The organism is Streptomyces sp. NPDC007205, assembly GCF_040634095.1.
Classification (GTDB): domain Bacteria; phylum Actinomycetota; class Actinomycetes; order Streptomycetales; family Streptomycetaceae; genus Streptomyces.
Genome location: NZ_JBEYEW010000002.1, coordinates 1 through 23284, shown reverse-complemented (window position 1 = coordinate 23284; position 23284 = coordinate 1). Strand labels below are relative to the sequence as shown.

Genomic DNA, 23284 nt, shown 5'->3' with positions numbered 1-23284 from the left:
GCCGCCCCGCCCGTTCGCGACCGCCGCCCCTCACGGCCCCACGGACCGCCGGCCCACGGACCGCCGGCCCACGGACCGCCGGCCCAGGGGCCCGCAGACCGTCGGCCGACCCGCCCCGTCAGCCCCGAACCGCCGAGTCGCGACCCCACGACCCTCGCGCCGCAGCCCGTCGGCCGGTCTCCCCCGGGCCGTCCCGCCGGCCCAGGACCTTATGACGTCAGCCGAGCGACAGGGCCGGACCGAGTGACAGGACCGGTACGGCGGGTGTGCGGCCGGGCAAGAAGCCGTGCGAGCGGCGCCCCAGCCACTCGGCCTTGTAACGGTCCACGTTCCGGTGCCAGTTCAGGATTCCGGCCATCCAGTTCTGCAGGTCCAGGACATAGCCGTCCAGGGCCGCCCGCGCCTGCCCCGACAGCTCGAAATCGTCGTACAGGACGGGCAGTTCGTGCGCGATGACGTGCTCGAACTGCTGCATGCGCTGGGTCGTCAGGTCGTGTACGACACCGAGCGCGGCCGGATAGTCGACGCCGAAGAAGTTCTGCACCACCAGGACGGCGTTGTGGATCTCGCCCTCGTACTCGATCTCCTTCTGGTACGAGAAGATGTCGTTGAGGAGACAGGCGTAGTCGATGGCGGCGTTCTCCAGTGAGCGCACCGGGCCGCTGCGGTACACCTCCGGTGGGACGGCGGGGCCGTGGCCCATCCGGCACAGGCTCAGGGTGAGGTCGGAGCCGAAGGTGGCGCGCCGCATCTCCAGGTAGTCGACCGGGTCGGGGACGCGGTTCTGCAACTGGTTGGACAGCTCCCACACCCAGCTCTCGGTCATCGCGTCCACGGCGGCCTTCAGGGTGCGCCGCTGGCCGGCGGTCATCCCGGCCGTCGTACGCGCCCACAGGTCGATGAGCCCGCGCTCCATCGCGTCGGCCGGGACGAGGGCCGGCTCACCCTCGACGGGCATGCACTGCGACAGCCGGGCCGTGGTCAGGCGGGCGGCGGCGAGGTCGCGGCGGTGGCCGTGGACCAGGGGGTAGTAGTCGTCGCCGTACGTCCCCCAGGCGAGCCACTGGGCGCTGAGGTCGAGCGCCTCGGGGGTGGCGTCCGGGTCCAGACCTGCGGAGCACAGCGCGAGGTCGCAGGCGGCGAGCTTGTCCTCGTCCCAGACACCTTCCTCCAGGATGCCCATACGGTGCGACCAGGCGACGAGATGGCGGCGGGCGGCGTCGAGATGCGGGCTGAGTGCGAGCCGGTACGGCATGTGGAACTGGGGCAGCAGGGAGGGACCGACCTTCTGGTAGGGCACGTGGGTGTAGGCGCGCAGGCGTTCCTGAGCGGCCGAGGCGAGGAGCGCGCCGACGTCGGCGGCCGAGATGCCGGGGCCGCTCGGCAGCTGCCAGGGCGAGCCGGGCCGCGCGCCCTTGTTCATGTAGCGGCTGGAGCGCATGTGCCATTCCTGCCCGCCGGACTGCCAGTCCTGGAGCCCCTTGGTGTAGGCGGCGATCGCGGCGGCCTGCGCCGGTGTGAGGCCCTTCTCCAGGGCGACGGCGGGGACTTCGGTGAGCGCGGTGTGCTCGAACTGGTGCAGGCGCGAGGTGAGGATGTCGTTGACGGTGTCGGCCGCCTGCTGGGTCGTACAGCCGAAGAAGGTCTCCAGGACGAGCACGCCGTTGCTGTTCTCGCCCTCGTCCTCGACCTCGCGCTGGTAGGAGAAGAGGTCGTTGCGCAGGTGGACGGCGTCCGAGAAGGTCTCCATCAGGACGCGCAGCGGCCGGGTGCCGGCGACGGCGGCGGGCACCTCCGCGGTCGCGTACTCCACGAGCCCGGCCGACCACGGGGCGCCGCCCACCTTGCGGCGCATCTCGATGTACTCGACGGGGTTGGCGATCCTCCCCTCGTTGATGTTCGAGAGCTCCCACATCGACTCGTTGAGCAGGTTCTCGGTGGCCACGGAGAAGCGGCGGCGCCAGTCCACGGACATCGACGGCACCGTGCGCGCCCACAGGTCCCTCAGGCCCGCCTCGACGGGATTCTCCGGCTCCGGCACGGGGGTTGCGGGGTCGAGCGGCATGAACAGCGGCAGGCGGTCCAGGTGGGCCTTTCCGGCGGCGCGGTCCTGGGTGCGCTTGTACATGTCGAGGAAGTGGTCGTCGAAGAAGAACACCCACACGTACCAGTCGGTGATCAGCGAGAGGGCCGGTCCGTCGCAGTCGGGGTGGGTGTAGGCACACAGGAGTCCGTAGTCGTGCGCCTCCAGGTCGGCCTGCTCCCAGACCCCGGACCCTTCCAGCATGCCCATCTCGCGCGCCCACTCGGTGGAGTGGGCACGCGCCTCGTCGAGGTGCGGGTTGAGCCGCGCGGGATACGGCATGTAGAAGTGCGGGAGTTCGAACGGCTGCGTCATGGCCGGGGCCCTACCCGTGGTCCTCCACACCCATCCGCCGCGCGGGACATGATCACACCATCGCGTGAACCGCCCGCGAAACGCCCCTTGGCCGGCACCCTTGCTGTGTCCCCGCGCTCGGACCACGGTGGCAAACCACCGACGAGCGCGCACGCATCCGTGCCGCCATGGACCGGCTACTCACCGGCCGGCCCACAGCCTCCGACGGCGCACTGACCGTCGTCGCTCTCGCGGCCGAGGCGTGCGTTCCGAGTCGGGCCGCGTCCAGTGAATACCCTGGTGAGCGGCCAAGTGCGGGGCATGTCCCACAATGGGCCCGCACACAGCCGGCTTGACGCTAGCGTGATCGGCATGACGGCTGAAGACGACGCGACGAACCGTGAAGTGCTGACAGGCGGCATGGTGAACGCGGGCGCAGTTTTCCGTCACGGTGCGCTGGTGGATCGCCCGGCGCCGCGCACCGCGCGTGCCATCCATGCCCACCTCCTCGCATTGGGACAACACGGCTTCGACGCGGCACCGACCCCCATCCGCCTCACCCAGGACGGCCGCGAGCAGCTGACCTTCCTTCCTGGCGACGTTGCCCTGCCGCCGTTCCCACGCTGGGCAATGACCCGGACCGCACTGACGTCGGTGGGCAGCCTGCTGCGGCGCCTCCACGAGGCCAGCGCGGCCATTCCCGTCGACATCCAGGCCGCATGGCCCCTAGATCTGGCTGACCCGGAGGGAGGGACGTTGCTGTGCCACAACGACGTATGCCCGGAAAACGTCGTCTTCCGCGACGGCCGTGCCGCCGGCCTGATCGATTTCGACCTGGCAGCCCCTGGCCGCCCCCTCTGGGACGTCGCCATGACCGCCCGCTACTGGGCCCCGATGCTCGACCCCACATCAGCGACCGCCCTCTACCCTGCAGGACTGGATGCCCCTGCGCGGCTGCGGATCCTTGCCGACAGCTATGGTCTCTCGCTGCGGGAACGCGCCGAACTGCCGGACGTCATCGAGCAGGCCACCGCAGTATGCCGGGCCTTCGTCGCGCGCCGCGTGGCCGACGGCGACACCATCTATCTCCAGGCGCTGGCCGAGCGCGGGGGATGGGAGCGCTGGGACCGCATCCAAGCGTGGCTGGTAAGTCACCGCGAGACGTTCACCGCCGCCCTGTTGCACTGACCTGCTCAGCCTGTTCGGTGAGTTCGGGTGGCGCGCTGTGAGTCCGGACGCCATGAGCGACGTGAGGGCGGCCGTCGGCGGGAGGGCGGGCTCGCGAAAGACACCGAGGCGGCTATCAGGATCCCGCTCGGCCGCCTCAACTCCGCTGCTCTTCCGCAGACTTGGGCGAGCTCGTTTTTCTCGGCCGTGGTGTTGCAGGTCAGGCCGCTCGCCCTGGTCGGCCTCGTGTTCTCCCATCTGCCGAGGCGGGCATGCCTGGCTTCAGGGCCGCTGCAAAATCCGGGTCAGCTCAGTCTCGACATCGCTGCACATGTGCAGCCGGTACGCAGTCTTCCGCGAGACTATGAAGTGGAATCCGAGAGCCCACAGTGAGGTGCCGCCGGTGCCCGATGTGTTCGACCCGCGCCGGTACGCCGCCGGCGTGCCCCATGACGACTACCGCGTGCTGCGCGACCACCATCCGGTCTCCTGGCAGGAGGAGCCGCAGGTGCTGGGCTGGCCGGCCGGGCCGGGGTTCTGGGCGGTGACCCGGCACGCGGACGTCGTCCGGGTACTGAAGGACGCCACGACGTACTCCTCCCACCTCGGCGCGACCCAGATCCGCGACCCGGACCCGGAAGACCTGCCGTTCATCCGCAGCATGATGCTCAACCAGGATCCGCCGGGACACGGCCGGCTGCGTCGGCTGGTGAGCCGGGCGTTCACACCGGGCCGGGTCGACCGGTTCGCGGCGCTCGCCCGGGAGCGGGCGCGCAGCCTGCTCGCCGGGGCGCTGCAGCAGGCCCGGGAAGGGGACGGCACGGTCGATCTGGTGGCCTCCGTGACCGACGAGTACGCCCTCCTCAACCTGGCGGATCTGCTGGGCGTCCCGGAGAGCGACCGGCGGCTGCTGCTGCACTGGACGCAGCGGGTCATCGGCTACCAGGACCCGGACGAGGCCGGTCCCCCGGTACTGGACAAGGCGGGCAAGCCGGTCAACCCACGCTCCCCGGCGATGCTGAAGGACATGTTCGGCTATGCACGTCACCTGGCCGCACACAAACGGCGCCACCCGGCGGACGACGTCATGACCGCCCTCGCGGCCGACGCCGAACTCACCGACGCCGAGCTGGAGATGTTCTTCTTCCTGCTCACCGTCGCCGGCAACGACACCGTGCGCAGCGCGGCCCCCGGCGGGCTGCTGGCTCTGGCGGAACACCCGGAGGCGTACCACTCCCTGCGCGCGGGAAAGGCTGAACTTCCCACCGCTGTGGAAGAGTTGCTGCGCTGGCATCCGCCCGTGCTGACCTTCCGCCGGACCGCCGTCCAGGACACCGTGGTGGCGGGGCAACGGATCCGGGCCGGTGACAAGGTCGTGGTCTTCCACGCCTCGGCCAACCGGGACGAGCGGGTCTTCAGCGATCCCGCCCGGCTCGACCTGACCCGCTCACCCAACCCGCACGTGTCCTTCGGTGACGGCCCGCACGTGTGCCTGGGCGCCCACTTCGCGCGGCTTCAACTACGGCTGCTCTACGAGGAGGTGCTGAGCGCACTTCCCGAGCCGCGGCTCGCCGGACCCGCCGGACGGCTCGTGTCCAACTTCATCAACGGCATCAAGTCACTGCCCATGCGGGTCACCTGACATCGGCCTGGATCAGCGCGTGTGTACCGCTGGTGCGCCAGCGCCGTCCCTCGGTCGCCACCAGCGCGGCCTCGGTCGCCGCGGACAGGCCGGTGATCACATCGGACTTCAGGGTGCGCAGCGCGGCGACCGGACCGGGGAAGTAGGCGGTGGTCTCCCGGAAGGGGGTGGTCGGCGGCCACAGCCGGTCGCCCACCAGGCGCCGGTAGTTGAGGTCGCCCTTGAGGACGGTCAGCGTGGCCGCGGCGAACTCGGCGCGCAGGTCGTCCGGCATCTCCGCATACGGCAGCGGAGCGCAGGAGAACGGGTGGGCGCGCACGGTGAGGCGACCGTCGGCCATCGCCGACCAGAGCACGCGCGCGTACTCGACGGCCGCGCCGGAGGCGGTGCGCAGCCGGTGCAGCGCGTCGACGACGTCGGCGGTCGTGGCGTCGGAGACGTAGTACGGGTACGGCTTGACGTGCAGCACCGCCCGCGCCGCCCGGCCCTCGGCCAGGAGGTGGGCGATCAGCAGCAGGTCCGGGACGAGTTCGCGGCCCGCGTTGTCGGCGACCAGGACGAGCGTGGCCGTGCCGCCGGCCGGCAGCAGTGACCACAGGGCCGCGCTGTCGTCGGCGACCAGTGCGGGGGCCGGTTCCCGGGCCCCGGTGCCCTCGGCGCCTTCCGCACCCGCGGCACCCGCGGCGCCCTCGGCGGAGAGCCGGAAGCCGAGGTCGGCGCGGTTGCCCCACAGCGAGCCGTGCAGCAGGGCGCGCGCCCGTTCCCGCTCGGGCAGGCCGGGCAGAATGTCCAGCGCGGCCAGTTCCTCGTCGGTCTCCGGTGCGTCGAGTTCGGCGCGCTTGAACGGGCGGAAGGGGTCGATGCCCTGCCAGGCGCCGGGGCGGAACCAGCCGACGGCGTCGAGCAGCCGGCGGTAGAAGTAGCTCTCGGACCACAGCCACGGCACGTCGTACCAGGAGCGTCCGGCACAGCCGGACAGGCCCCACTCCTGCCACCGGTCCCCGTCCGGGGCATCGGCGGGCAGAGGCTCGACCGTCCCCTGTGTGCAGCTCTTCAGCAGCTCGTCCAGCGCCCGGTGCTGCCCGGGACCGTACGGAAAGGCGTCCCGTACCTGCCGGATGATCGCGGGGTGCCGTTCGGCCAGCACACTGTGCGGGAACGAGCCGGGTTCGTTGCCGAGGATCACGGGAGCGAACGGGGTGTCGGGCATGTCCGTCACCGTATCGCGGGCGTCAGGCGGTTCTGGTCTCCCGCTCCAGCTGCGTGGCGAGGGTGACGTAGCGGGGGCGGCGGTGCACCGGGACCAGGCCCCGGATCAGGAGGTGCCACATCTCGGCGACCCGACGCGGAAGCCGTCCGGCCGGTTCGAGCGAGCGGCCGGCCACCCGGGTGCCCACGAAGAAGGCGACGAGGGAGTGCGCGACGACACCGACGTCGAGATCGCTGTGCACATCGGCTTCTCTGACCGCCGCGGTGAACTTCCGGGTCGCGAAGTCCAGCCATTCGGTGAACGGGTGCCGCAGCGGCGGCCGTACGGCGACGTCGGCGGTGGCGAGGCGCAGCGCGGCGCGCGGCACCGGGTCCTCCACGGCGAGCCGGGCGACCCCGAACGTGATGCGCATCAGCGCCTCCAGCGAGGAGTGGCCGCGGCTCTCGACCTCGGCGACGAGGCTCTGCGCGGCCCTGGCGTTGAGTTGGAGTATCGCGTGGGCGAGGTCCTCCTTGGCGGCGAAGTGGAAGTACAGGGCGCCCTTGGTGACCTTCGCGTGTGCGACGATGTCGCTCAGACTGGTGGACTCGTAGCCGTGCCGGTCGAACAGATCGGCGGCGGCCGTGATGATCGTTGCCCGGGTCTGCTCGGCGCGTAACTGCCTCGCCATCCTGGAACCCCTCCTCGCGACTCGAACGAACGGGACATGCGGTTTGTTTTTAACCCCTTGCACACGATAACTCACCCATGAACAGCGAGAGTCCGGGGCAGCGGGCCGAGGGCACGACACGTGTCACCGGCGCATCCGGCAGCGGGCGGTTCCTCGGCGGTCCGTGAACGGACGAGACCAGAACGGTTCCCCCCCTTCGTTGCCCGACTGCCCTCGGCAGCCCAGGGCGGCGAGTGCCGGACCCATGATCGCCACGATACGAGGCCGATGGCCGGCTCCTCAACGGGGTCTTGAAGCAGGCGCGAAACATCCCAACCGGTCGGTGCTTTCGCGCCCCTGGATCACCGATGCGCCGGTCCGGCTGAACGCACGGGTCGCCTCCGCCGTGCTGGACGCCACAGACCCCGTCCCTGCGCCGCCGAGGAGACGCCCTGGATGACTCGGACGACCTGGATGACCGCCCCCTGCAACACCACGGCGGTCGCGGCGAACGGCGCTCCGTTCACGGCGTGGACAACCCGCGCGTGGCAGGGGTGGACGGCGGTGACCGGCGGGTGATTCGGGACGTCGGACTGTGCGCTGGCAGGTTCCCGCTTGCAGGTATGGCCCTTCGCCGAGGTCACCGAGCGTACGGGGTGTCAGGTCCTGTACCGCCGACCGGCAGAACAGCAGCACGCCGGACACGTATCACTCGTGTCCGACGTGGTGTTCGCAGAGAAGAGAAGCGAAGGGGACAGGGGGCGCGGGCGCGAAGGCGGCGCGCCCGTACTGGCGGGCGGCGCCGCCTCGGTGCTGGTGCTCACCGGGGGCGCCACCCCCGCGGTACGGCTACGACGCCGTTGAACTCCCCCGTTTGGGAGGGCTCAGTTGACGTAGACCCGGGCGCCGCCGTCCGTCACGGGCGCGTACTTGGCGGTGAAGTAACCGTTTGCGAAACACAGCGACGAACCGGAGGACTTGGTGAACTTCTGGTTGGTGAAGCCGATGCTGCTGTCGGCGTTGTCGGTCTTCCCGGTCAGACTGGGCGCCTGGTAGACGCAGGTGATGGTGCCCAGCAGGGTACGCAGCTTGACCGTGGTCTGGATGGTGGAGCCGCTCGCCGGCGACACGGTGAGGGTGCCGTCGGAGGCGACGGTCGCCGTGTAGGGCAGGTTGTCGACGGTGATGCTGCTGACGCCGGTGACGCCAGTGACGTTGCTGGTGCAGGAGCCGGGGTCGAAGGTGTGCCCGGTGACGGACTCGCTGGCCGTACCGGGGGCGGTCGGGTTGCCGGTGACCGTGGCGGTGAACTGGGAGGACGTGCACGTGACGCCGCTGGTGCCGGTCGCGCTGGAATAGAGCGTCGCGGAAGTGCCGGAGGCCAGGGGTGCGGTGAGGGTGTCGCCCGTCGCCACGGCGGTGCCGCCCGCGCTGCCGGTGGTGAGAACGGCGCTGCCGTCGGCGGAGGCGGGGGCGGCCACCGCGAGGGCGAGTGCGGTGGCGGTGCCGGCGAGGGCGAGGAGGGATCGGGTGCGCATGCGGATGCCTCTTTCCTGGGTGGGGTCCGGGTGAGGTGGGTGGGGGTAGCGGGCGGCGCCGCTTTCATGGGCGCGGTGAAGGGTGGCGCGGATGGTGTGCGCGGTGCCGCCGACGCAGGGCCGCGGCGCCTTCTCCGTACGCGACGGACCGGCGACGGCGGCAGCCCGGGCACCGGCCGAAGGCCCGGGGGAAGGCCTTCGGCCGGTCCGGCAGGGAACAGCCGGCAACAACCGGGAACGGCCGGGCGCGACCAGGGGGATATGGCCGTGCGCAGCCGCACCGATGGGAACGGTTTCCCCGGGCTGAGGTGAGCGGCCGGCTGAGGCGGCCAGGGGCGCGGCCGGTGCCGCTCGGCGGATCCGGCGCCACGGATCCGTGAAACAGGGGAAGTTGTAGACCTGATCAACCGTCAACGTCAAGGTTTTCAGGGGCAGTTGTGGGATGCGGTTGCGTCCCGCGCACATCCGACACCCTTTTTTCACAACTCCCTTGACCCTTTAAAGTAACCGGCGGTAACTTCCTCGTAGGCTACTGCCGCGTAACGAGAAAGCCCTTGCTCCGCCGGGGTGCGAGGAGGCGTACGCGGCAGTCGCTGTCCGCGCCAGGACACCGCGCCGCTGAAGCCCAACCCGCATTGATCCATGCCCATGGGAGCAGACATGGCCTCGTCCCCGGACGTCCCGTCCGCCGGCAACACACCCGAGAACCCGGGAAGCGGTTCACCGTCCGAAGCACCGCAGGCCGAGCCGTCCGAAGCACCGCAGGCCACGACCGCCGGCGTCACCGGGAGACGGGGCCGGGTCCGGGGCCGCCGGGCCGCGGTGATGGCGGTGCCCGCCACGCTCGTCGCCGCCGGTCTCGCGGTGCTCACCGCGCAGGGGGCGCTGGGCGTGCAGTTCGCGATCTCCGGCATGCCGTTCACGGTCACCGCGACGGAACTCGACGGAACCGGTTTCGAGCAGTTCGGCGGCCTCGACAACATGGCGGACGGCAGCCCGAACGCCGGGGACAGCGGCGGTCAGGTGCTGGTGGTGACCTCCGCGATCAAGAAGGCCACGCTCACCAAGCTGTGCCAGAGCGTCGACCTCGGCGGCACCAACCTGCTGATCACCGCGGGAAGCGGCGCGGACAAGGTGAAGGCGACCGACCTCACCACCGACTCCACGAAGCTGTCCGGCAACGCGGCGTTCAGGAACATCGAGATCGGCAACGACGCCAGCACGCTGAACAAGGCGAACGCGAAGGGTCCGATCGGCGTCTTCAGCCAGCAGGCCGACACCGTGCACATCGGCAATCTGCGGCAGACCAACTACGCGACCACCGCCGGTGTGTTCAAGCTCCCCGGCCTCAAGCTGCGTTTCAGCAGCTCGGGTTGCTGATCGCGGTGACCGACCGTCCACGTCGGGGCGCGCGGGCCGCCTTCCGTGGCTGGCGGGCCCGTCGGCCGTTCTGGGGCGGCCTGCTGCTCGCCCTGGCCGGCGGGGAGATCCTGCTCACCGAGAAGGCCTCGCTGAAGGTCGTGATGCACATCGGCATGCAGGGGCTGGCCGGCTACCTGCTGCCGACGCTGCTGGGTCTGCTGGGCCTGCTGATCCTCTTCAACCCCGCGCAGCGGCTGTTCTACTCCCTCACCGGCGTCCTGGTCTCGCTCGGCACCTGGGTCACCTCCAACCTCGGCGGCTTCTTCGTCGGCCTACTGCTGGGCATCATCGGCAGCTGCCTCACCTTCGGCTGGCTCCCCGACCAGGAACCGCGCGTCAGCCGCCGCAGGCGCCGGAAGCAGGCGAAGGCGGCGACGGGCGTAGGGGCTGAGAGGGCGGAGGGCACGGTCACCTGACGGTGCGGCGGCGTACGGTGGCGCAGTGTGCGGCCGGCGCTGTGAGAGGCACGTCGAGGGCTGTATACGTCGGCCGGCCCGTGTACCACGCCGCAGGCTCCGCCGGGCCGACCATACAGACCGAGAACGGCGGCGAGCAGCAGGTGGTACGCGGCGGGAAAGGCGGTTCATGCCGAGCGCGGCACCCAGCGGACCCGGCGGTACGGCGAGTCCGACGGCGGCGAAGTACCTGTCGGCGAGCACGCGGGCCGTGCGGACAGCGCCGGCGTCAGGGGGTGCGCAGCGGGGTGAGCTTCAGCTCCCTGGATCAGCGCCCAGGCAAGCGGTCCTCAGGCGGCGGCCGCCTCGGTGCGCACCTCGGCGGAAGGGTTCTGGTCCGCCGGTACCGGCGCCGTCACCGCTGTCGCCTTCCTTCGCTTCCTCTGTGTGCGGGGACTCAGTCCGGGTCGGCGGGAACTTCCCGGCCGTCCCATGAGTTTCTACGGTGTTGTAGAAGTTGCCGCCGATGTGCCGTAGGAGCACCCGGCTGTTGACATGAGGAGTGCGCATGGCCCTGTGGGACCGCGTCAAGGAGTCCGCGTCGCAGATGCAGACCCAGTTGGTGGCGAAGAAGAACGACCTGAAGAGCGGCGCGTTCCGCGACGCGAGCATGGCGATGTGCGCACTCGTCGCCGCCGCCGACGGGACCGTGGACCCCTCGGAGCGGCAGCGGGTGGCCCAGCTCATCGCGACCAACGAGGTGTTGCAGAACTTCCCGGCGGACGACCTCAGGCGCCGCTTCGAGGAGAACCTGAACAAGCTGACGACCGACTTCGCCTTCGGCAAGGTGAGCGTGCTGCAGGAGATCGCCAAGGCGAAGAAGAAGCCGGCCGAGGCGCGGGCCGTGGTCCAGATCGGCATCGTGATCGGCGGCGCGGACGGCGACTTCGACAAGACGGAGCAGGCCGTGGTGCGCGAGGCGTGCTACACGCTGGACCTGCCGCCGCACGAGTTCGACCTCTGAGCGGCACCGGACGCGCGAGGATGGGGGCATGCTCGACGATCTCGACCGTGCCCTCATCCACGCCCTGCACCTGGACGGCCGGGCGCCGTTCAGCAGGATCGCCGAGGTGCTCGGGGTCTCGGCGCAGACCGTGGCCCGCCGCTACCGCCGGCTGCGCACCGAGGCCGGGCTGCGCGTGGTCGGCCTCGCCGACCCGGGCCGGGCAGGCCGCACCCAGTGGCTGGTCCGGCTGACGGCGACGGCACGCTCGGCGCAGGACATCGCAGCGGCGCTGGTACGGCGGCCGGACACCTCCTGGGTGAAGCTGACTTCAGGGGGCACGGAGATCACGGCGGTGATCCACGCCCCGGCCGAGGACGCCTCCCCCGGCTCCCTCCTGCTGCACGACGTCCCGCGCACCGGCGGCATCACCGCCGTCTCCGCGCACTGTCTGCTGCACACCTACCTGGGCGGCCCCGCCAACTGGCGGCGCAGCGCCCAGGCCCTGGACGAGCAGCAGCAGGCCGCCCTGGAGTACCGGGAGAGCGCGGAGGGCGTACGGCAACCGGGGGCGGAGGACGGCGAGTTGCTGGCGGCGCTGGAGCGGGACGGGCGGACGGGGCAGGGGGAGCTGGCCCGGGTGACCGGCTGGTCGCCCGCGACCGTGTCCCGGCGGCTGGCCGAACTGCGCGCGGCGGGCGCGCTGTTCTTCGACGTGGAGGTGGACGCGGGGCTCTTCGGCGTCCGGACCCGGGCCCTGCTGTGGCTGTCGGTGCGTCCGGCGGACCAGGAGAAGGTCGCGCTCGCCCTGGCCGGCCATGACGAGCTGGCCTTCGTGGCCGCGACCACCGGCCGCACCAACCTGGTCGCCCAGGCCCTGTGCCGCGACCCGGCCGACCTGCACCGCTACCTCACGGGGCGGCTCGGCGCGCTGCGGGAGATCGACGCGCTGGAAACCAGCCCGGTGCTGCGCACGCTCAAGGCGGCGAGTCCGGTACTGACGGATTCGGCTCGCCTACGACACCGGGGGACGGTGCCTGCCCATCGGGCCGGTTGAGACCGTACGCGCCGCGGGTGCGTGGGTGGCTGGTCGCGCAGTTCTCCGCGCCCCTCGGGGAGCTGCAGTCAGCCGCGTCCGCGTCCGCGTCGCGCCGTAGCTGCGGCCCCCTCCCCCGCCCCGACCCTTCCGCTCGCCGCCCAGGCGACGGCCAGCAGCGCCACCGCCACCCAGCAAGCTGCCTGCGATGCGCCAAGGCCCTTCCCCGCAAGGTACACACTCCCCAGCACCGCCACCCCCAGCGTCGCCCCCAGTTGCTGCACCGCGTTGAGCAGCCCGGCCGCAGAGCCGACCTCGTGCGGGCGCAGGGGGCGCAGGGCGAGGGTGAAGAAGGCGGGCGTGAACAGGCCGGCACCGAGGCCGACGAGGGCGAGGGCGGGAAGCAGCGCGACCGGGTAGTGTCCCGGCGTGGTCGTCCGGTACGCGGCCACGGCGGCGAGCAGTCCGGCCAGCAGCACCCCGAGTCCGTACGGCATGACCCGGCGGCCGTACCGCCGTACCAGCCGCGAACCCGCCCACCAGGAGGCGAGGGCGAGCCCCGCGGACCATGGCAGCAGGCTCAGCCCGGACGCCAGGACGCCCGTGCCGGCGTCGAGTTGGAGCTGGAGGACGACCACGACGGTCAGCCCGTTGGTCACCGCGAAGAAGGCGGTGGAGGTGACCAGAGCGGCCGGGAAGCCGCGGTGGGTGAACAGGCTGGGCTCCACCAGGGGGCGGCCCGTGCGCCGTTGGTGCCGGGCGAAGCCGGTGAGCACGAGCAGTCCGGTGCCGAGCAACAGCCAGTCGTGGACCGGGAGTTGCCGCAGGTCGCCGCCGATCAGCGGGTACACCAGGAGTCCGGTGCCGAGCGCCGCGAGGGCGGTGCCGGGCCAGTCGAGGGCCGGGCGGTGCGGGGCGCGGTTCTCCGGCAGGTTCCGGGCGAGGGCGAGGACCACGGCGGCCACCGGCACGTTCACCAGGAACGCGGACCGCCAGGACGAGCCGAACAGGTCGGCATGCGTCAGCACACCGCCGACGACGGGGCCGCAGACGGCGGCGAGGCCCATCACCGGTCCGATGCTGCCCAGCGCCTTCGCCGTCTCCTCCCCCGAGAACATCGCCTTGATCAGCCCGATGGTCTGCGGGATGATCAGCGCTGCCGCGGCGCCCTGTACGGCCCGGAAGGCTATGAGCAGCCCCGGCGACGGCGCCAGGGCGCAGGCGACGGACGCCGCCGTGAAGACCGTGACGCCGAGGACGAACATCCGCCGCCGGCCCGCGATGTCCCCGAGCCGCCCGCCGGTGATCAGCAGCACGGCGAACGGCAGGGTGTAGGCAGCGCCGAACCACTGCACGTCCGAGACCGGGCCGCCCAGGTCGGCGTGGACGGCCGGTGCGGCCACCTGGACGACGGTCGCGTCCAGCAGGTTCATCGCTTCGCCGAGCAGCAGGGCGGCCAGGCCGGGCCAACGCCGGCGGCAGGGGGTGGCGGCAGCCACGCGTTCCGTGATCATGGGATTCCTCTCACGCTCGCTACGGGACCGGCGACCGGCCCCGGGCCAGCGTGAGAGGTCAGGGGAGGCGGGCTCCAGCAGGAGCGGCGCGCTTGCGGATTTCTTCCATCAGCACCACCGTTCCTGAAGGAATCCCACAGGCGGACGAAGGTCCAGGCGTCAGGCGAGACCGGCGGACCGCAGCCAGGCCTTGGCCACGTCCAGCGGGTCCTTGTTCTGGGCCTGAACCTGGGTGTCGAGGTCCAGCAGGGTCGCGGTGTCGAGCTTGGCCGAGACCGCGTTGAGCGCGTCGGCGCCCTTCTTGGGCAGGGCGCTCTTGTAGACGAGCGGCTGGACGTTCTCGAAGCCGAAGAGGTTCTTCGGGTCCTGCAGGACGACGAACTTCTCCTTGGAGATGGTCGGGTCCGTGGTGAAGACGTCCGCGACCTGCACGGCGTCCTTCTTCAGCGCCGCCTGGGTGAGCGGGCCGCCCGCGTCCAGCGCCCGGAACGACTTGAACTGCAGGCCGTAGACGGACTTCAGACCCACAAGGCCCTGCTGCCGGGCCTGGAACTCCGGCGAGGCGCCGATGACCAGGTCCTTCGCGATGTCCTTCAGGTCGGCGATGGACGACTTCCCGGTGAGGTGGTACTTCTTCGCGGTGGCCGCGTTGACCGTGACCGAGTCCTTGGACTGCGCCGCCGCGGGCTCCAGCAGGGTCAGCTTGGAGTCCAGCTTGGCCTCGATGGCCGTCGTGGTGGCCTCGGCCGTCTTCGGCTTCGCGTTCTTGTCGAGGTAGGCCAGCAGCGCGCCGTTGTACTCGGGCAGCACCGAGAGGGAGCCGTTCTTGATCAGCCCGTAGGTGGTCTCGCGGCTGCCGATGTTCGGCTTGTACGAGACCTTGACGCCCTTGGCCTTGAGGGCCTCGCCGTAGATGTCGGCGAGCAGGGTGCTCTCGGGGAAGTTGTTGGAGCCGACGACTACGGTGTCGCCGCTCGCCTTGCCGTCGTCCGACAGGGGGTTGCCGGACTTGCCGTGGGAGGAACAGCCCGCCAGCAGAGCCGTCGCCGCCGCGAGGGCGACCACCGCCGCGCCTCGGTTCCTCCGGATGGACCTGCTGATGCGGTTGGTGGAAGTCACGCGCCGATCCAATCCAGCCGCGTCTCGGTCAGTCAAGGGCCGCAGATCACCGATTGGCCTCGATCTGCGGCCAGTTGTGCACACAGGGCAGCCACCTGCCCTCAGCCGCTCCTGCGCACCCCCGGTGAGACCGTGAGCCGCGACGCCGCCCAGAACACCACCAGGGTGGCCAGGGCGAGTCCGGCGACCAGCGTGGCGCCGCCGACGACCTTCTCGTAGTTCTTCTGGTAGAGGCCGTCGATGATGTACCGGCCGAGGCCGCCGAGGCTGACGTAGGCGGCGATGGTGGCGGTGGAGACGATCTGGATGGCCGCCGTGCGCAGGCCGCTGAGGATCAGCGGGAGCGCGACCGGCACCTCCACCTGGAACAGCACCCGCGCCTCGGGCATGCCCATGCCCCGGGCGGCGTCCACGGGCGAGGGGTCGACGGAACGGATCGCCTCGTAGGTGGTGACCAGGATCGGCGGTACGGCGAGCACGACCAGCGGGATCATCACCGGCAGCAGACCGAAGCCGATCCAGATGAACATCAGGACCAGGAGACCGAAGCTGGGCAGGGCCCGGCCCGCCGTGGCGATCAGGGCGAGGGCGTTGCCGCCCCGTCCGTAGTGTCCGGTGAGCAGGCCGACGGGCAGTCCGATCGCGGCGGCGATCAGCAGGGCTTCCAGGGAGAACCTGAGGTGCTCGGCGAACCGGGTGGGGATGCCGTCGTAGCCGTGCCAGTGGGCGCTGTCACTGAAGAAGGCGCGGGCGAAGTCGAGGACGTTCACCGGGCTGCTCCCTTGCGCGGCATCCAGGGGGTGAGCAGGATGCGGACCAGGACCAGCACGGCGTCGGCGAGGATGCCGAGCACGGCGATGGTCAGGACGGAGTTCACGGCCAGGGCGGGCCGGTGGTAGGTCTGGGCGTCGTAGAGCATGTTGCCGAGGGCGCCCTGGTTGCCGATGAGCATGCCGACGCTGACGAGGGAGATGCTCGACACGGTCGCCACCCTGAGGCCCGCGATGATCGTGGGTACGGCGATGGGCAGCTGCACCTGGAAGTAGCGGCGTACCGGACCGAGCCCCATGGCCTCGGCGGCGGCCAGGGTCTCCTGCGGTACCGAGCGGACGCCGTCCACGATCGCGGGGACGAGCACCACCAGACTGTAGAGCGCGAGCGGGATCATCACCGTCGTCTCGCTCTGCCCGAAGTAGTCGATGAGCACGACGAAGAAGGCCAGGGACGGGATGGCGTAGAGGACGGTGGTGACGCCGAGGACGGGCGGGTAGATCCAGCGGAAGCGCACGCACAGCTGGGCGACGGGCAGCGAGACGATCAGGCCGGCCAGTACCGGGATCAGCGCCTCGCGCAGATGCAGGCCGACGAGTCCGAGGTAGCTGTGCTGGAGGTCGCTCGGCAGGTCGAAGAAGCCGTTCATCGTGTGGTCTTCACCCCTGCCTCGCGCGCCACCCGGCTGTGCGCGGCACGGATCGCCTCGCCGATGACCTGCTGGGACACGACGCCGACGGCGCGTCCCTCGCCGTCCACCGCGACGGCCCAGCCGGTCGGGGAGAGCACCGCCCCGTCGAGCGCGGTGCGCAGCGAGTCGGTGCCGGGCACGAACGGCCGCCCGTGGTCGAGGAGTTGCTCCCGGTCGACGGCGCCGGCGGTGAGCCGGTCCGGCTCACTCCAGCCGAGCGGCCTGCCGTCGGGGTCGGTGACGAGGAGATAGGGGGCGTCGGCGCGGGAGGCGAGCTGCGCGGCGTCGGCGTCGACGGCCACCACGGGCGCGGTCTGCAACTCCAGTCCGGCGGACGGGAAGAAGGACAGCCGGCGGATGCCGCGGTCGGCACCGAGGAAGTCCTCCACGAAGGCGTCGGCGGGCGCGCTGAGCAGCTCGGCGGGCGGCGCGAACTGGGCGAGCCGCCCGCCGGTGCGCAGCACGGCGACCATCGTGCCGAGCTTGATCGCCTCGTCGATGTCATGCGTGACGAAGACGATGGTCTTGCCCAGCTCCTCCTGGATGCGCAGCAGTTCGTCCTGAAGTCCCTTGCGCACCACGGGGTCGACGGCGGAGAACGGCTCGTCCATCAGCAGCACCGGCGGATCGGCGGCGAGTGCCCGGGCGACGCCGACGCGCTGCTGCTGGCCGCCGGAGAGCTGGTACGGGTACCGCTTGGCGAGTGAGGTGTCGAGCCCCACCCGCTCCATCAGCTCGGCCGCCCGTCGCCGGGCCTGTTGTCTGGTCTGGCCGAGGAGGCGGGGCACGGTGGCGATGTTGTCGAGGATGGTGCGGTGCTGGAACAGGCCGGCGTTCTGGATGACGTAACCCATCGACCGGCGCAGGGTGTTGACCGGCTGCTGCCGGATGTCCGTGCCGTCGAGGAGAATGCTGCCCTCGGTGGGCTCCACCATCCGGTTGATCATCCGCAGGGTGGTCGTCTTGCCGCAGCCGGAGGGCCCGACGAGGACGGTGATCGCGCGGTCCGGTATCTCCAGCGACAGCCGGTCGACCGCGACGGTGCCGTCCGGATACCGCTTCGTGACTGAATCTATCCGTATCAAAACGCCGGATGCCCTTCGGGTTTGGCGGATCTCCGCCCGCTTCCGCCCACGGTCGTCGATGCGCAGGCCGTTGCGGGGAGAGTCTAGACCGCGAGTGTTTCAGCGTTCTGGCGGCGCGCGACCGGCCGGCCGGGCCATCGGCGGACCCGCCGTGCGCACCGCGCGCTGCACGGCGTCGTTCCTACGGCTGCCGGTCACGGCAGCGCCCTGAGGGGCGCGGGGAACTGCGCGAGACCCACGGCGGGCCGTGAGCCGCCGGACGACCGCACCCCTACGGCGAGGCCGCGTCGGCCGAAACCGCCGAAACCCCGGCTGTGGCCGCCCGGCCGGTCAGTCCTCGGCGGGCGCGGCGGGCGTCAGCCGCAGCGAGACGGAGTTGATGCAGTACCGCTGGTCGGTCGGGGTCGGATACCCCTCCCCCTCGAAGACATGCCCGAGATGGGAGCCGCAGCGGGCGCAGCGGACCTCGGTGCGGACCATTCCGTGGGAGCGGTCCTCGACCAGTTCCACCGCGTCGGTGTCCCTCGGGTCGTAGAAGGACGGCCAGCCGCAGTGCGAGGCGAACTTGGTGTCCGAGGTGAACAGTTCGGCGCCGCAGGCGCGGCAGGAGTAGACGCCCTTGGCCGTGGTGTCCGTGTACTCCCCGGTGAAGGCCGGCTCGGTGGCGGCCTGCCGCAGCACGGCGTACTCGGCGGGGTTCAGCTCCGCGCGCCACTGCTCGTCCGGCTTCTCGACGTCGTACGACATGAGCTTCAGCCCCTTTACTGCGACAGGCGGTCCAGGATCAGCGGGCCCAGGTCGGTCACGTCGCCCGCGCCCATGGTGAGAACCAGATCGCCGGGCTTCGCCATTCCCGCGATCACCGCGGGGCTCTCGGCCTTGTCGGGCACGGCGGTGACGTCGGCGCCGGCGGCGCGCGCGGCCTCGATGATCAGCTCGCTGGTCACGCCCGGGATCGGGTCCTCGCGGGCCGGGTAGATGTCCAGCACCACGGAGGCGTCGGCGAGGGCGAGGGCCTGGCCCATCTCCTTGCCCAGCTCCTGGGTGCGGGAGAACAGGTGCGGCTGGAAGACGACGAGGATGCGGGAGTCGCCGGCGGCGGCCCGCATGGCCTCCAGGTCGGCGGTCATCTCGGTGGGGTGGTGGGCGTAGGAGTCGATCACCTGGACACCGGCGGCCTCGCCCTTGAGCTGCAGGCGGCGCTTGACGCCGGTGTAGGCGGCGAGCGCGGGCGCCAGTCCGTCGGCCGGGATGCCGAGTGCGGCGCCGGCGGTGAGCGCGGCGACGGCGTTGAGGGCGTAGTGGCGGCCGGGCACGGAGACGGTGAAGGTCAGTTCCCGCCCGTCCAGCAGCACGGTGACCCGGCTCTTCAGCCCCTGCGGTACGACGGCGGTCACCCGTACGTCGGCGTCCTCGGCCTCGCCGTACGTCACCGTCCGCACCGTCCCGGCCAGCCGCCGGGTCAGCTCTCGCGCGCCCTCGTGGTCGGCGGAGATCACCAGCGTGCCGCCGGGGACGATCTTTGCGGCGAAGGTCTCGAAGGACTCGTAGATCTCGTCCATCGAGGCGTAGTTGGCGTGGTGGTCCAGCTCGACGTTGAGGACGATGGCGACCTCGGGCGCGTACTTGTGGAAGCTGCGGTCGGATTCGTCGGCCTCGGCGACGAAGATGTCGCCCTCGCCGTGGAGCGCGTTGGAACCCGGTGCGTCGAGGTCGCCGCCGATGGCGTACGACGGCTTCAGACCCAGCTCGGTCAGGGAGACGGCCAGCATCGAGGTGGTCGTCGTCTTCCCGTGGGTCCCCGCCACGGCGATCGGGCGCAGCCCCTCCATCAGCGCGGCGAGCGCGTCGGAGCGGTGCACCGCCGGGATGCCCAGCTCGGCCGCGCGGGCCAGCTCGGGGTTGTCCCGGCGGATCGCCGAGGACACCACGACACAGCTCGCGTCGTCGGCGAGGTGCCCCGCGGCGTGCCCGATGTGCACGGTGACCCCGAGCGCCCGCAGTGCCTCGGCGGTCGCCGACTCCTTGGCGTCGCTCCCGGCGACCTCGGCCCCGCGCTGCGCGAGGATCTTGGCGATCCCCGACATCCCGGCGCCGCCGATGCCGATGAAGTGCGGTCGGTGCATGGCGGCAGGAAGGCCGGGTGCCATGTGGTTCTCCCCAGGATCACGGTGCGGGCTGAAAGCAGGTCTAGCCTATGCCGAGCCCCGTGCCTTCTCCGACAGCCGAGGTCACTGCTCTTTGCTGTGCGAGAACAGCTTCAGCACGGGCACCCCCACCTTGTGCCGGGCCCGCGAGGCCCAGTCCCGGTGGAAGAACTCCTCCACATAGTGGGGGTCGGTCAGTACGATCACCTCGTCGGCGTCCACCTCGGCGACGAGGGACTTCAGCGCGTCCAAGGGGTGATCCTCGACCAGCCGGCCCTCCGCGTCGCTCCCGGCCGCCCGCAGGGCCTGTACGGAGACGTCCAGCGCCCGCTGTCCGACACTCCTGGCGTCCTCCCCCTCGGGGGTCTCCCCCTCGCGCACCGCCTCGTCCAGTTCGCCGAGCGCGATGTCGTCGATGGCCCGCAGCAGGCGGTCCGCCTGGTCGCCGCGCGGCTGGAGGAGCACATGGAACGCGACCGGCTCGTCGCCGTGCAAGGTGGTGACGAACTCCACGTCGGCGGATGTCAAGGCCTTCTCGATCATCAGAACGCTTGTGAACACCGAACGCCTCTTCTCCTCCGTGGGCCCCGGCAAGGCCCCTGCGGAAACCATCCTGCCCCGCGATCGCACGGATTGTGCCGGACTAAGTCTGCCCGCCGGAAGCTAACCGGAACGGTATATTCCGCCGATTCAGGACCGACGGTAACGACCGAACAGGAATCCGGCCTCCTCCAGGAGGGACGCGAGTGCGAACCGGTGCGGCACGGCGACCGACGGTCCCCCGGCGATGCGCTGTGCGTCGCCCGCGGTGAGCATGGGCGAGAGGGTCAGGCACAGCTCGTCCAGCACCTCGCCGGCGATCAGCTGGCCGAGCAGCCGGGGACCGCCCTCGGTGAGCAGCCGGGTGTGACCGAGGCCGGCCAGGGCGCCGACGGCGCGCTCGGGCTCGACGCCCGTGCCCTCGCCGGCGATCAGCACCTTGGCGCCGGCCTTCTCGGCGGCGGCGACCCGGTCGGGGGCGGCCGCGGCCCCGGTCAGGATCAGCGTGGGCACCAGGGGCGAGGTGAACAGCGGGAGCGAGAAGTCCAGCTCCAGGCTCGCGCTGACGACCGCGATCACCGGCGCCGGGCTCTGTCCGGCGGCCTTCCGGGCGCCGGCGAACTCGGCACGCGCGCGTGCGGGGCGGTACCCCTCCTGCCGTACCGTTTCCGCGCCCACCACGATCACGTCCGCGAGCGCCCGCAGCGTGCCGAAGATGCGCATGTCGGCGGCGCTGGAGATGGGCTGGGAGCGCCCTTCGTGCTGTGCGGCGCCGTCGAGCGAGGAGACCATGTTGGCCCGCAGCCACGGCCGCGGGGCGCCCGGCACGGGGTCCGGGTAGGCATAGGCGGCGGCCAGCTCGGCGAGGCTCCACTCGCGGTCGACGTGCGCGCTGCCGGCGTGCACTCCGGGCACCTCGGCCACGGCGGCCCCGGTCGCCCCGTCGCCCTCGGTGGTCCCGCCGAAGGCCCGGGCTGCTGTTTCGTCGGTCACAGGGAACAGGCGTCGCATGTCGGCAGTGTGACACGGCGCTTAGCATGGATAACCGTGTCGTCCTCCACCACCGCCCCCGGATCCAGCCCCCTGACCGACGCGGGCCCCCTCTCCCTGTGCGCCCGCGAGCCGCACGTCCCCGCGGACCGGCTGGTCGGCGAGATGGTGCCGCCGCCGCGCTTCGACTCGGTCCGCTTCTCGACGTACATACCGGACCCGAACCAGCCCAGTCAGACCGAGGCCGTGCAGGTGCTCGAGGGCTTCGCGGCCGGGCTCGGCGGGGCGCACGCCTCCGGCGCCGGCCGGCGCGGCTTCCTCGGCTTCGGCAGGGCCAGGGCCCCCAAGGCGCCGGCCGGCCCGCGCGGGGTCTATCTGGACGGCGGCTACGGCGTCGGCAAGACCCATCTGCTCGCCTCCCTGTGGCACGCCACCCCCGCCGAACCCGCGCTCAAGGCCTTCGGCACCTTCGTGGAGCTGACGAACCTGGTCGGCGCCCTCGGCTTCCAGCAGACGGTGCAGACGCTCTCCGGCCATCGCCTGCTGTGCATCGACGAGTTCGAACTGGACGACCCGGGCGACACGGTCCTCGTGTCGACGCTGCTCGGCAAGCTGGTCGAGGCCGGCGTCGCGCTGGCCGCCACCTCCAACACGCTGCCGGGCAAGCTCGGCGAGGGCCGGTTCGCCGCCGCCGACTTCCTGCGCGAGATCCAGGGCCTGTCCGCCCGCTTCCGCACCCTGCGCATCGACGGCGAGGACTACCGTCACCGCGGTCTGCCCGAGGCGCCGAAGCCGTTCACCGACGAAGAGGTGACGAAGGCGGCCTACGCCACCTCGGGCGCCTCGCTCGACGACTTCCCGCATCTGCTGGAGCACCTGGCCAAGGTCCACCCGAGCCGGTACGGCGCGCTGACCGACGGGGTGCGGGCGGTGTGCCTGACCGACGTCCGGCCGGTGCCGGACCAGTCGACCGCGCTGCGGCTCGTGGTACTGGCGGACCGGCTCTACGACCGCGAGATCCCCGTGCTGGCCTCCGGGCTGCCGTTCGACAAGCTGTTCAGCGAGGAGATGCTGAACGGCGGCTACCGCAAGAAGTACTTCCGTGCGATCTCCCGGCTCACCGCACTGGCCCGCGACGCGAAGGGTCTCGTCGGCTCCTAGTCAAGAGCCAGATCGCGCCACGCGACCGGCGCTTTTCACGCTCTCTTACGTTCGTAACGCGCTGTTAACCCTGCAAAGGCCTTTGCAGGGTTACAGTGCCTCTTGACCATTCATTGACCAAGGTTTGGTCTGTGCTAGACGCGCGATGTGACGGAAGGGGGCGCATGTTCCGAGGTACGACCACCCGGACCCGCTTCGCCCTCCTCGCCGTGCTCCTGCTCGCGCTCCAGCTCTTCGCTCCGGCGGGAATCTTCACATCCGCGCATACGGCCGGTCAGGCACTGGCCAAGGCCGAGTCCGGAATCCAGTCCTCCGTACCGCTGGTGCACGAGGAGAAGGACTCGGTCCGCGCCCCGGACCGCCCGGGCGCCCCCATGAGCACCCCGCACCTGCGCGACCGGCACCGCGGCTCCGCCTCCGGCGGGGCCCAGCAGCCTCCGCTGATAGCCGGCCGTGCGTCCGGCGCCGAAGCGCAGGACGCACCCGGCGCGCCGTACCACCGCGCCGCGAGAATCCCCGGAGTCCTCACCCCGGCAGCGCTTCAGGTCTTCCGCTGCTGACCGGCGTTCACTCTCTGCAACTCCCCCCACACACAAAGTCGTTCAAGTCCGACGCGCCCGTGCAGGCGCGCCAGGAGGAACTCACACCTATGCAGCCCCTCATCGACAACGCCCGTACGTTCGGACAGCGCCCTGAGGAGTTCGCCAAACTCGCCGAAGGCCAGTCCCCGCAGGTGCTGTTCATCACCTGCTCCGATTCCCGGGTCGTCCCGGCCCTGATCACGGGCGCCCGCCCCGGCGAGCTGTTCGAGCTGCGCACCGCGGGCA

23 protein-coding genes are annotated in these 23284 nt (G+C 71.2%); 10 read left to right on the top strand and 13 right to left on the bottom strand.

All coding sequences use genetic code 11. The annotated features are described in order from the left end of the window. Positions 1–217: 217 nt before the first annotated feature. Positions 218–2398, bottom strand: coding sequence for a germacradienol/geosmin synthase Cyc2 (gene cyc2, locus ABZ624_RS03655; RefSeq protein ID WP_360082218.1), 2181 nt, complete (start codon positions 2396–2398; stop codon positions 218–220). A 351-nt stretch (positions 2399–2749) separates the two neighbouring features. Between cyc2 and ABZ624_RS03650 the strand changes: the two genes are divergently transcribed. Together ABZ624_RS03650 and ABZ624_RS03645 are read left to right on the top strand one after the other, a co-directional pair. Continuing rightward, positions 2750–3565, top strand: a complete 816-nt coding sequence (locus ABZ624_RS03650) for a phosphotransferase (RefSeq protein WP_360082216.1) — start codon at positions 2750–2752, stop codon at positions 3563–3565. A gap of 343 nt (positions 3566–3908) precedes the next feature. After that, on the top strand, positions 3909–5186 hold the full coding sequence (locus ABZ624_RS03645) for a cytochrome P450 (protein ID WP_360082214.1): 1278 nt from the start codon (positions 3909–3911) through the stop codon (positions 5184–5186). On the opposite strand, the gene ABZ624_RS03640 is transcribed toward ABZ624_RS03645, so the two are convergent. Continuing rightward, positions 5179–6396 (bottom strand): damage-control phosphatase ARMT1 family protein, encoded by a 1218-nt coding sequence (locus ABZ624_RS03640; protein WP_360082212.1) that lies wholly within the window; start codon positions 6394–6396, stop codon positions 5179–5181. The genes ABZ624_RS03645 and ABZ624_RS03640 overlap by 8 nt on opposite strands. A 22-nt stretch (positions 6397–6418) precedes the next feature. Continuing rightward, the gene (locus ABZ624_RS03635; RefSeq protein ID WP_360082210.1) at positions 6419–7066 is read right to left on the bottom strand and encodes a ScbR family autoregulator-binding transcription factor; all 648 of its coding nucleotides are present in this window, start codon (positions 7064–7066) and stop codon (positions 6419–6421) included. Between the two features lie 435 nt (positions 7067–7501). On the opposite strand from ABZ624_RS03635, the gene ABZ624_RS03630 reads away from it, so the two are divergent. Further along, complete coding sequence (locus ABZ624_RS03630) at positions 7502–7624, top strand: hypothetical protein (RefSeq protein WP_360082208.1); 123 nt, start codon at positions 7502–7504, stop codon at positions 7622–7624. 305 nt (positions 7625–7929) lie between these two features. Here ABZ624_RS03630 and ABZ624_RS03625 read toward each other — a convergent pair whose 3' ends face one another. Further along, positions 7930–8583, bottom strand: a complete 654-nt coding sequence (locus tag ABZ624_RS03625) for a Tat pathway signal sequence domain protein (RefSeq protein WP_360082207.1) — start codon at positions 8581–8583, stop codon at positions 7930–7932. A 660-nt stretch (positions 8584–9243) separates the two neighbouring features. On the opposite strand from ABZ624_RS03625, the gene ABZ624_RS03620 reads away from it, so the two are divergent. The 4 genes from ABZ624_RS03620 (at position 9244) to ABZ624_RS03605 (ending at position 12460) form a co-directional block, all read left to right on the top strand. Beyond that, entirely contained in the window at positions 9244–9963 is a 720-nt protein-coding gene (locus tag ABZ624_RS03620) for a DUF6230 family protein (RefSeq protein ID WP_360083169.1), read from the top strand. A gap of 5 nt (positions 9964–9968) precedes the next feature. Continuing rightward, positions 9969–10421, top strand: a complete 453-nt coding sequence (locus ABZ624_RS03615; protein WP_360082206.1) for a DUF6114 domain-containing protein — start codon at positions 9969–9971, stop codon at positions 10419–10421. 547 nt (positions 10422–10968) lie between these two features. Further along, on the top strand, positions 10969–11424 hold the full coding sequence (locus ABZ624_RS03610; protein WP_067124402.1) for a TerB family tellurite resistance protein: 456 nt from the start codon (positions 10969–10971) through the stop codon (positions 11422–11424). Between the two features lie 28 nt (positions 11425–11452). Next, complete coding sequence (locus ABZ624_RS03605) at positions 11453–12460, top strand: Lrp/AsnC family transcriptional regulator (RefSeq protein ID WP_360082204.1); 1008 nt, start codon at positions 11453–11455, stop codon at positions 12458–12460. Between the two features lie 68 nt (positions 12461–12528). On the opposite strand, the gene ABZ624_RS03600 is transcribed toward ABZ624_RS03605, so the two are convergent. The 9 genes from ABZ624_RS03600 to ABZ624_RS03560 form a co-directional block, all read right to left on the bottom strand. Beyond that, positions 12529–13953 carry an MFS transporter gene (locus tag ABZ624_RS03600; RefSeq protein WP_360082202.1) on the bottom strand — a complete coding sequence of 475 codons (1425 nt, stop codon included), beginning with the start codon at positions 13951–13953 and terminating at the stop codon, positions 12529–12531. A 159-nt stretch (positions 13954–14112) separates the two neighbouring features. Beyond that, positions 14113–15072 (bottom strand): ABC transporter substrate-binding protein, encoded by a 960-nt coding sequence (locus ABZ624_RS03595; protein WP_360082200.1) that lies wholly within the window; start codon positions 15070–15072, stop codon positions 14113–14115. Between the two features lie 101 nt (positions 15073–15173). Next, positions 15174–15842 carry an ABC transporter permease gene (locus ABZ624_RS03590; RefSeq protein WP_360082198.1) on the bottom strand — a complete coding sequence of 223 codons (669 nt, stop codon included), beginning with the start codon at positions 15840–15842 and terminating at the stop codon, positions 15174–15176. Continuing rightward, complete coding sequence (locus ABZ624_RS03585) at positions 15839–16492, bottom strand: ABC transporter permease subunit (protein ID WP_360082196.1); 654 nt, start codon at positions 16490–16492, stop codon at positions 15839–15841. Before ABZ624_RS03585 ends, ABZ624_RS03590 begins: the two co-directional genes overlap by 4 nt. Continuing rightward, positions 16489–17619 (bottom strand): ABC transporter ATP-binding protein, encoded by a 1131-nt coding sequence (locus ABZ624_RS03580; protein ID WP_360082194.1) that lies wholly within the window; start codon positions 17617–17619, stop codon positions 16489–16491. Before ABZ624_RS03580 ends, ABZ624_RS03585 begins: the two co-directional genes overlap by 4 nt. Positions 17620–17949: 330 nt before the next feature. Then, a complete protein-coding gene (gene msrB / locus ABZ624_RS03575) occupies positions 17950–18366 on the bottom strand; it encodes a peptide-methionine (R)-S-oxide reductase MsrB (RefSeq protein WP_360082192.1) in 417 nt (138 codons plus the stop codon). A 14-nt stretch (positions 18367–18380) separates the two neighbouring features. Continuing rightward, positions 18381–19769, bottom strand: coding sequence for a UDP-N-acetylmuramate--L-alanine ligase (murC, locus tag ABZ624_RS03570; RefSeq protein ID WP_360082190.1), 1389 nt, complete (start codon positions 19767–19769; stop codon positions 18381–18383). A gap of 81 nt (positions 19770–19850) precedes the next feature. Further along, positions 19851–20327: an indole-3-glycerol phosphate synthase gene (locus ABZ624_RS03565; protein ID WP_360082188.1), complete on the bottom strand. Its 477-nt coding sequence runs from the start codon at positions 20325–20327 to the stop codon at positions 19851–19853. A gap of 129 nt (positions 20328–20456) precedes the next feature. Then, positions 20457–21317: a pyrimidine reductase family protein gene (locus ABZ624_RS03560; RefSeq protein ID WP_360082186.1), complete on the bottom strand. Its 861-nt coding sequence runs from the start codon at positions 21315–21317 to the stop codon at positions 20457–20459. 36 nt (positions 21318–21353) lie between these two features. On the opposite strand from ABZ624_RS03560, the gene zapE reads away from it, so the two are divergent. From zapE to ABZ624_RS03545, 3 genes are all read left to right on the top strand, one after another. Further along, positions 21354–22457 (top strand): cell division protein ZapE, encoded by a 1104-nt coding sequence (zapE, locus tag ABZ624_RS03555; RefSeq protein ID WP_360082184.1) that lies wholly within the window; start codon positions 21354–21356, stop codon positions 22455–22457. A gap of 164 nt (positions 22458–22621) precedes the next feature. Continuing rightward, a complete protein-coding gene (locus ABZ624_RS03550; RefSeq protein WP_360082182.1) occupies positions 22622–23017 on the top strand; it encodes a hypothetical protein in 396 nt (131 codons plus the stop codon). Between the two features lie 89 nt (positions 23018–23106). Further along, on the top strand, positions 23107–23284 hold a 178-nt coding region (locus ABZ624_RS03545; RefSeq protein ID WP_360083167.1), incomplete at its 3' end, for a carbonic anhydrase.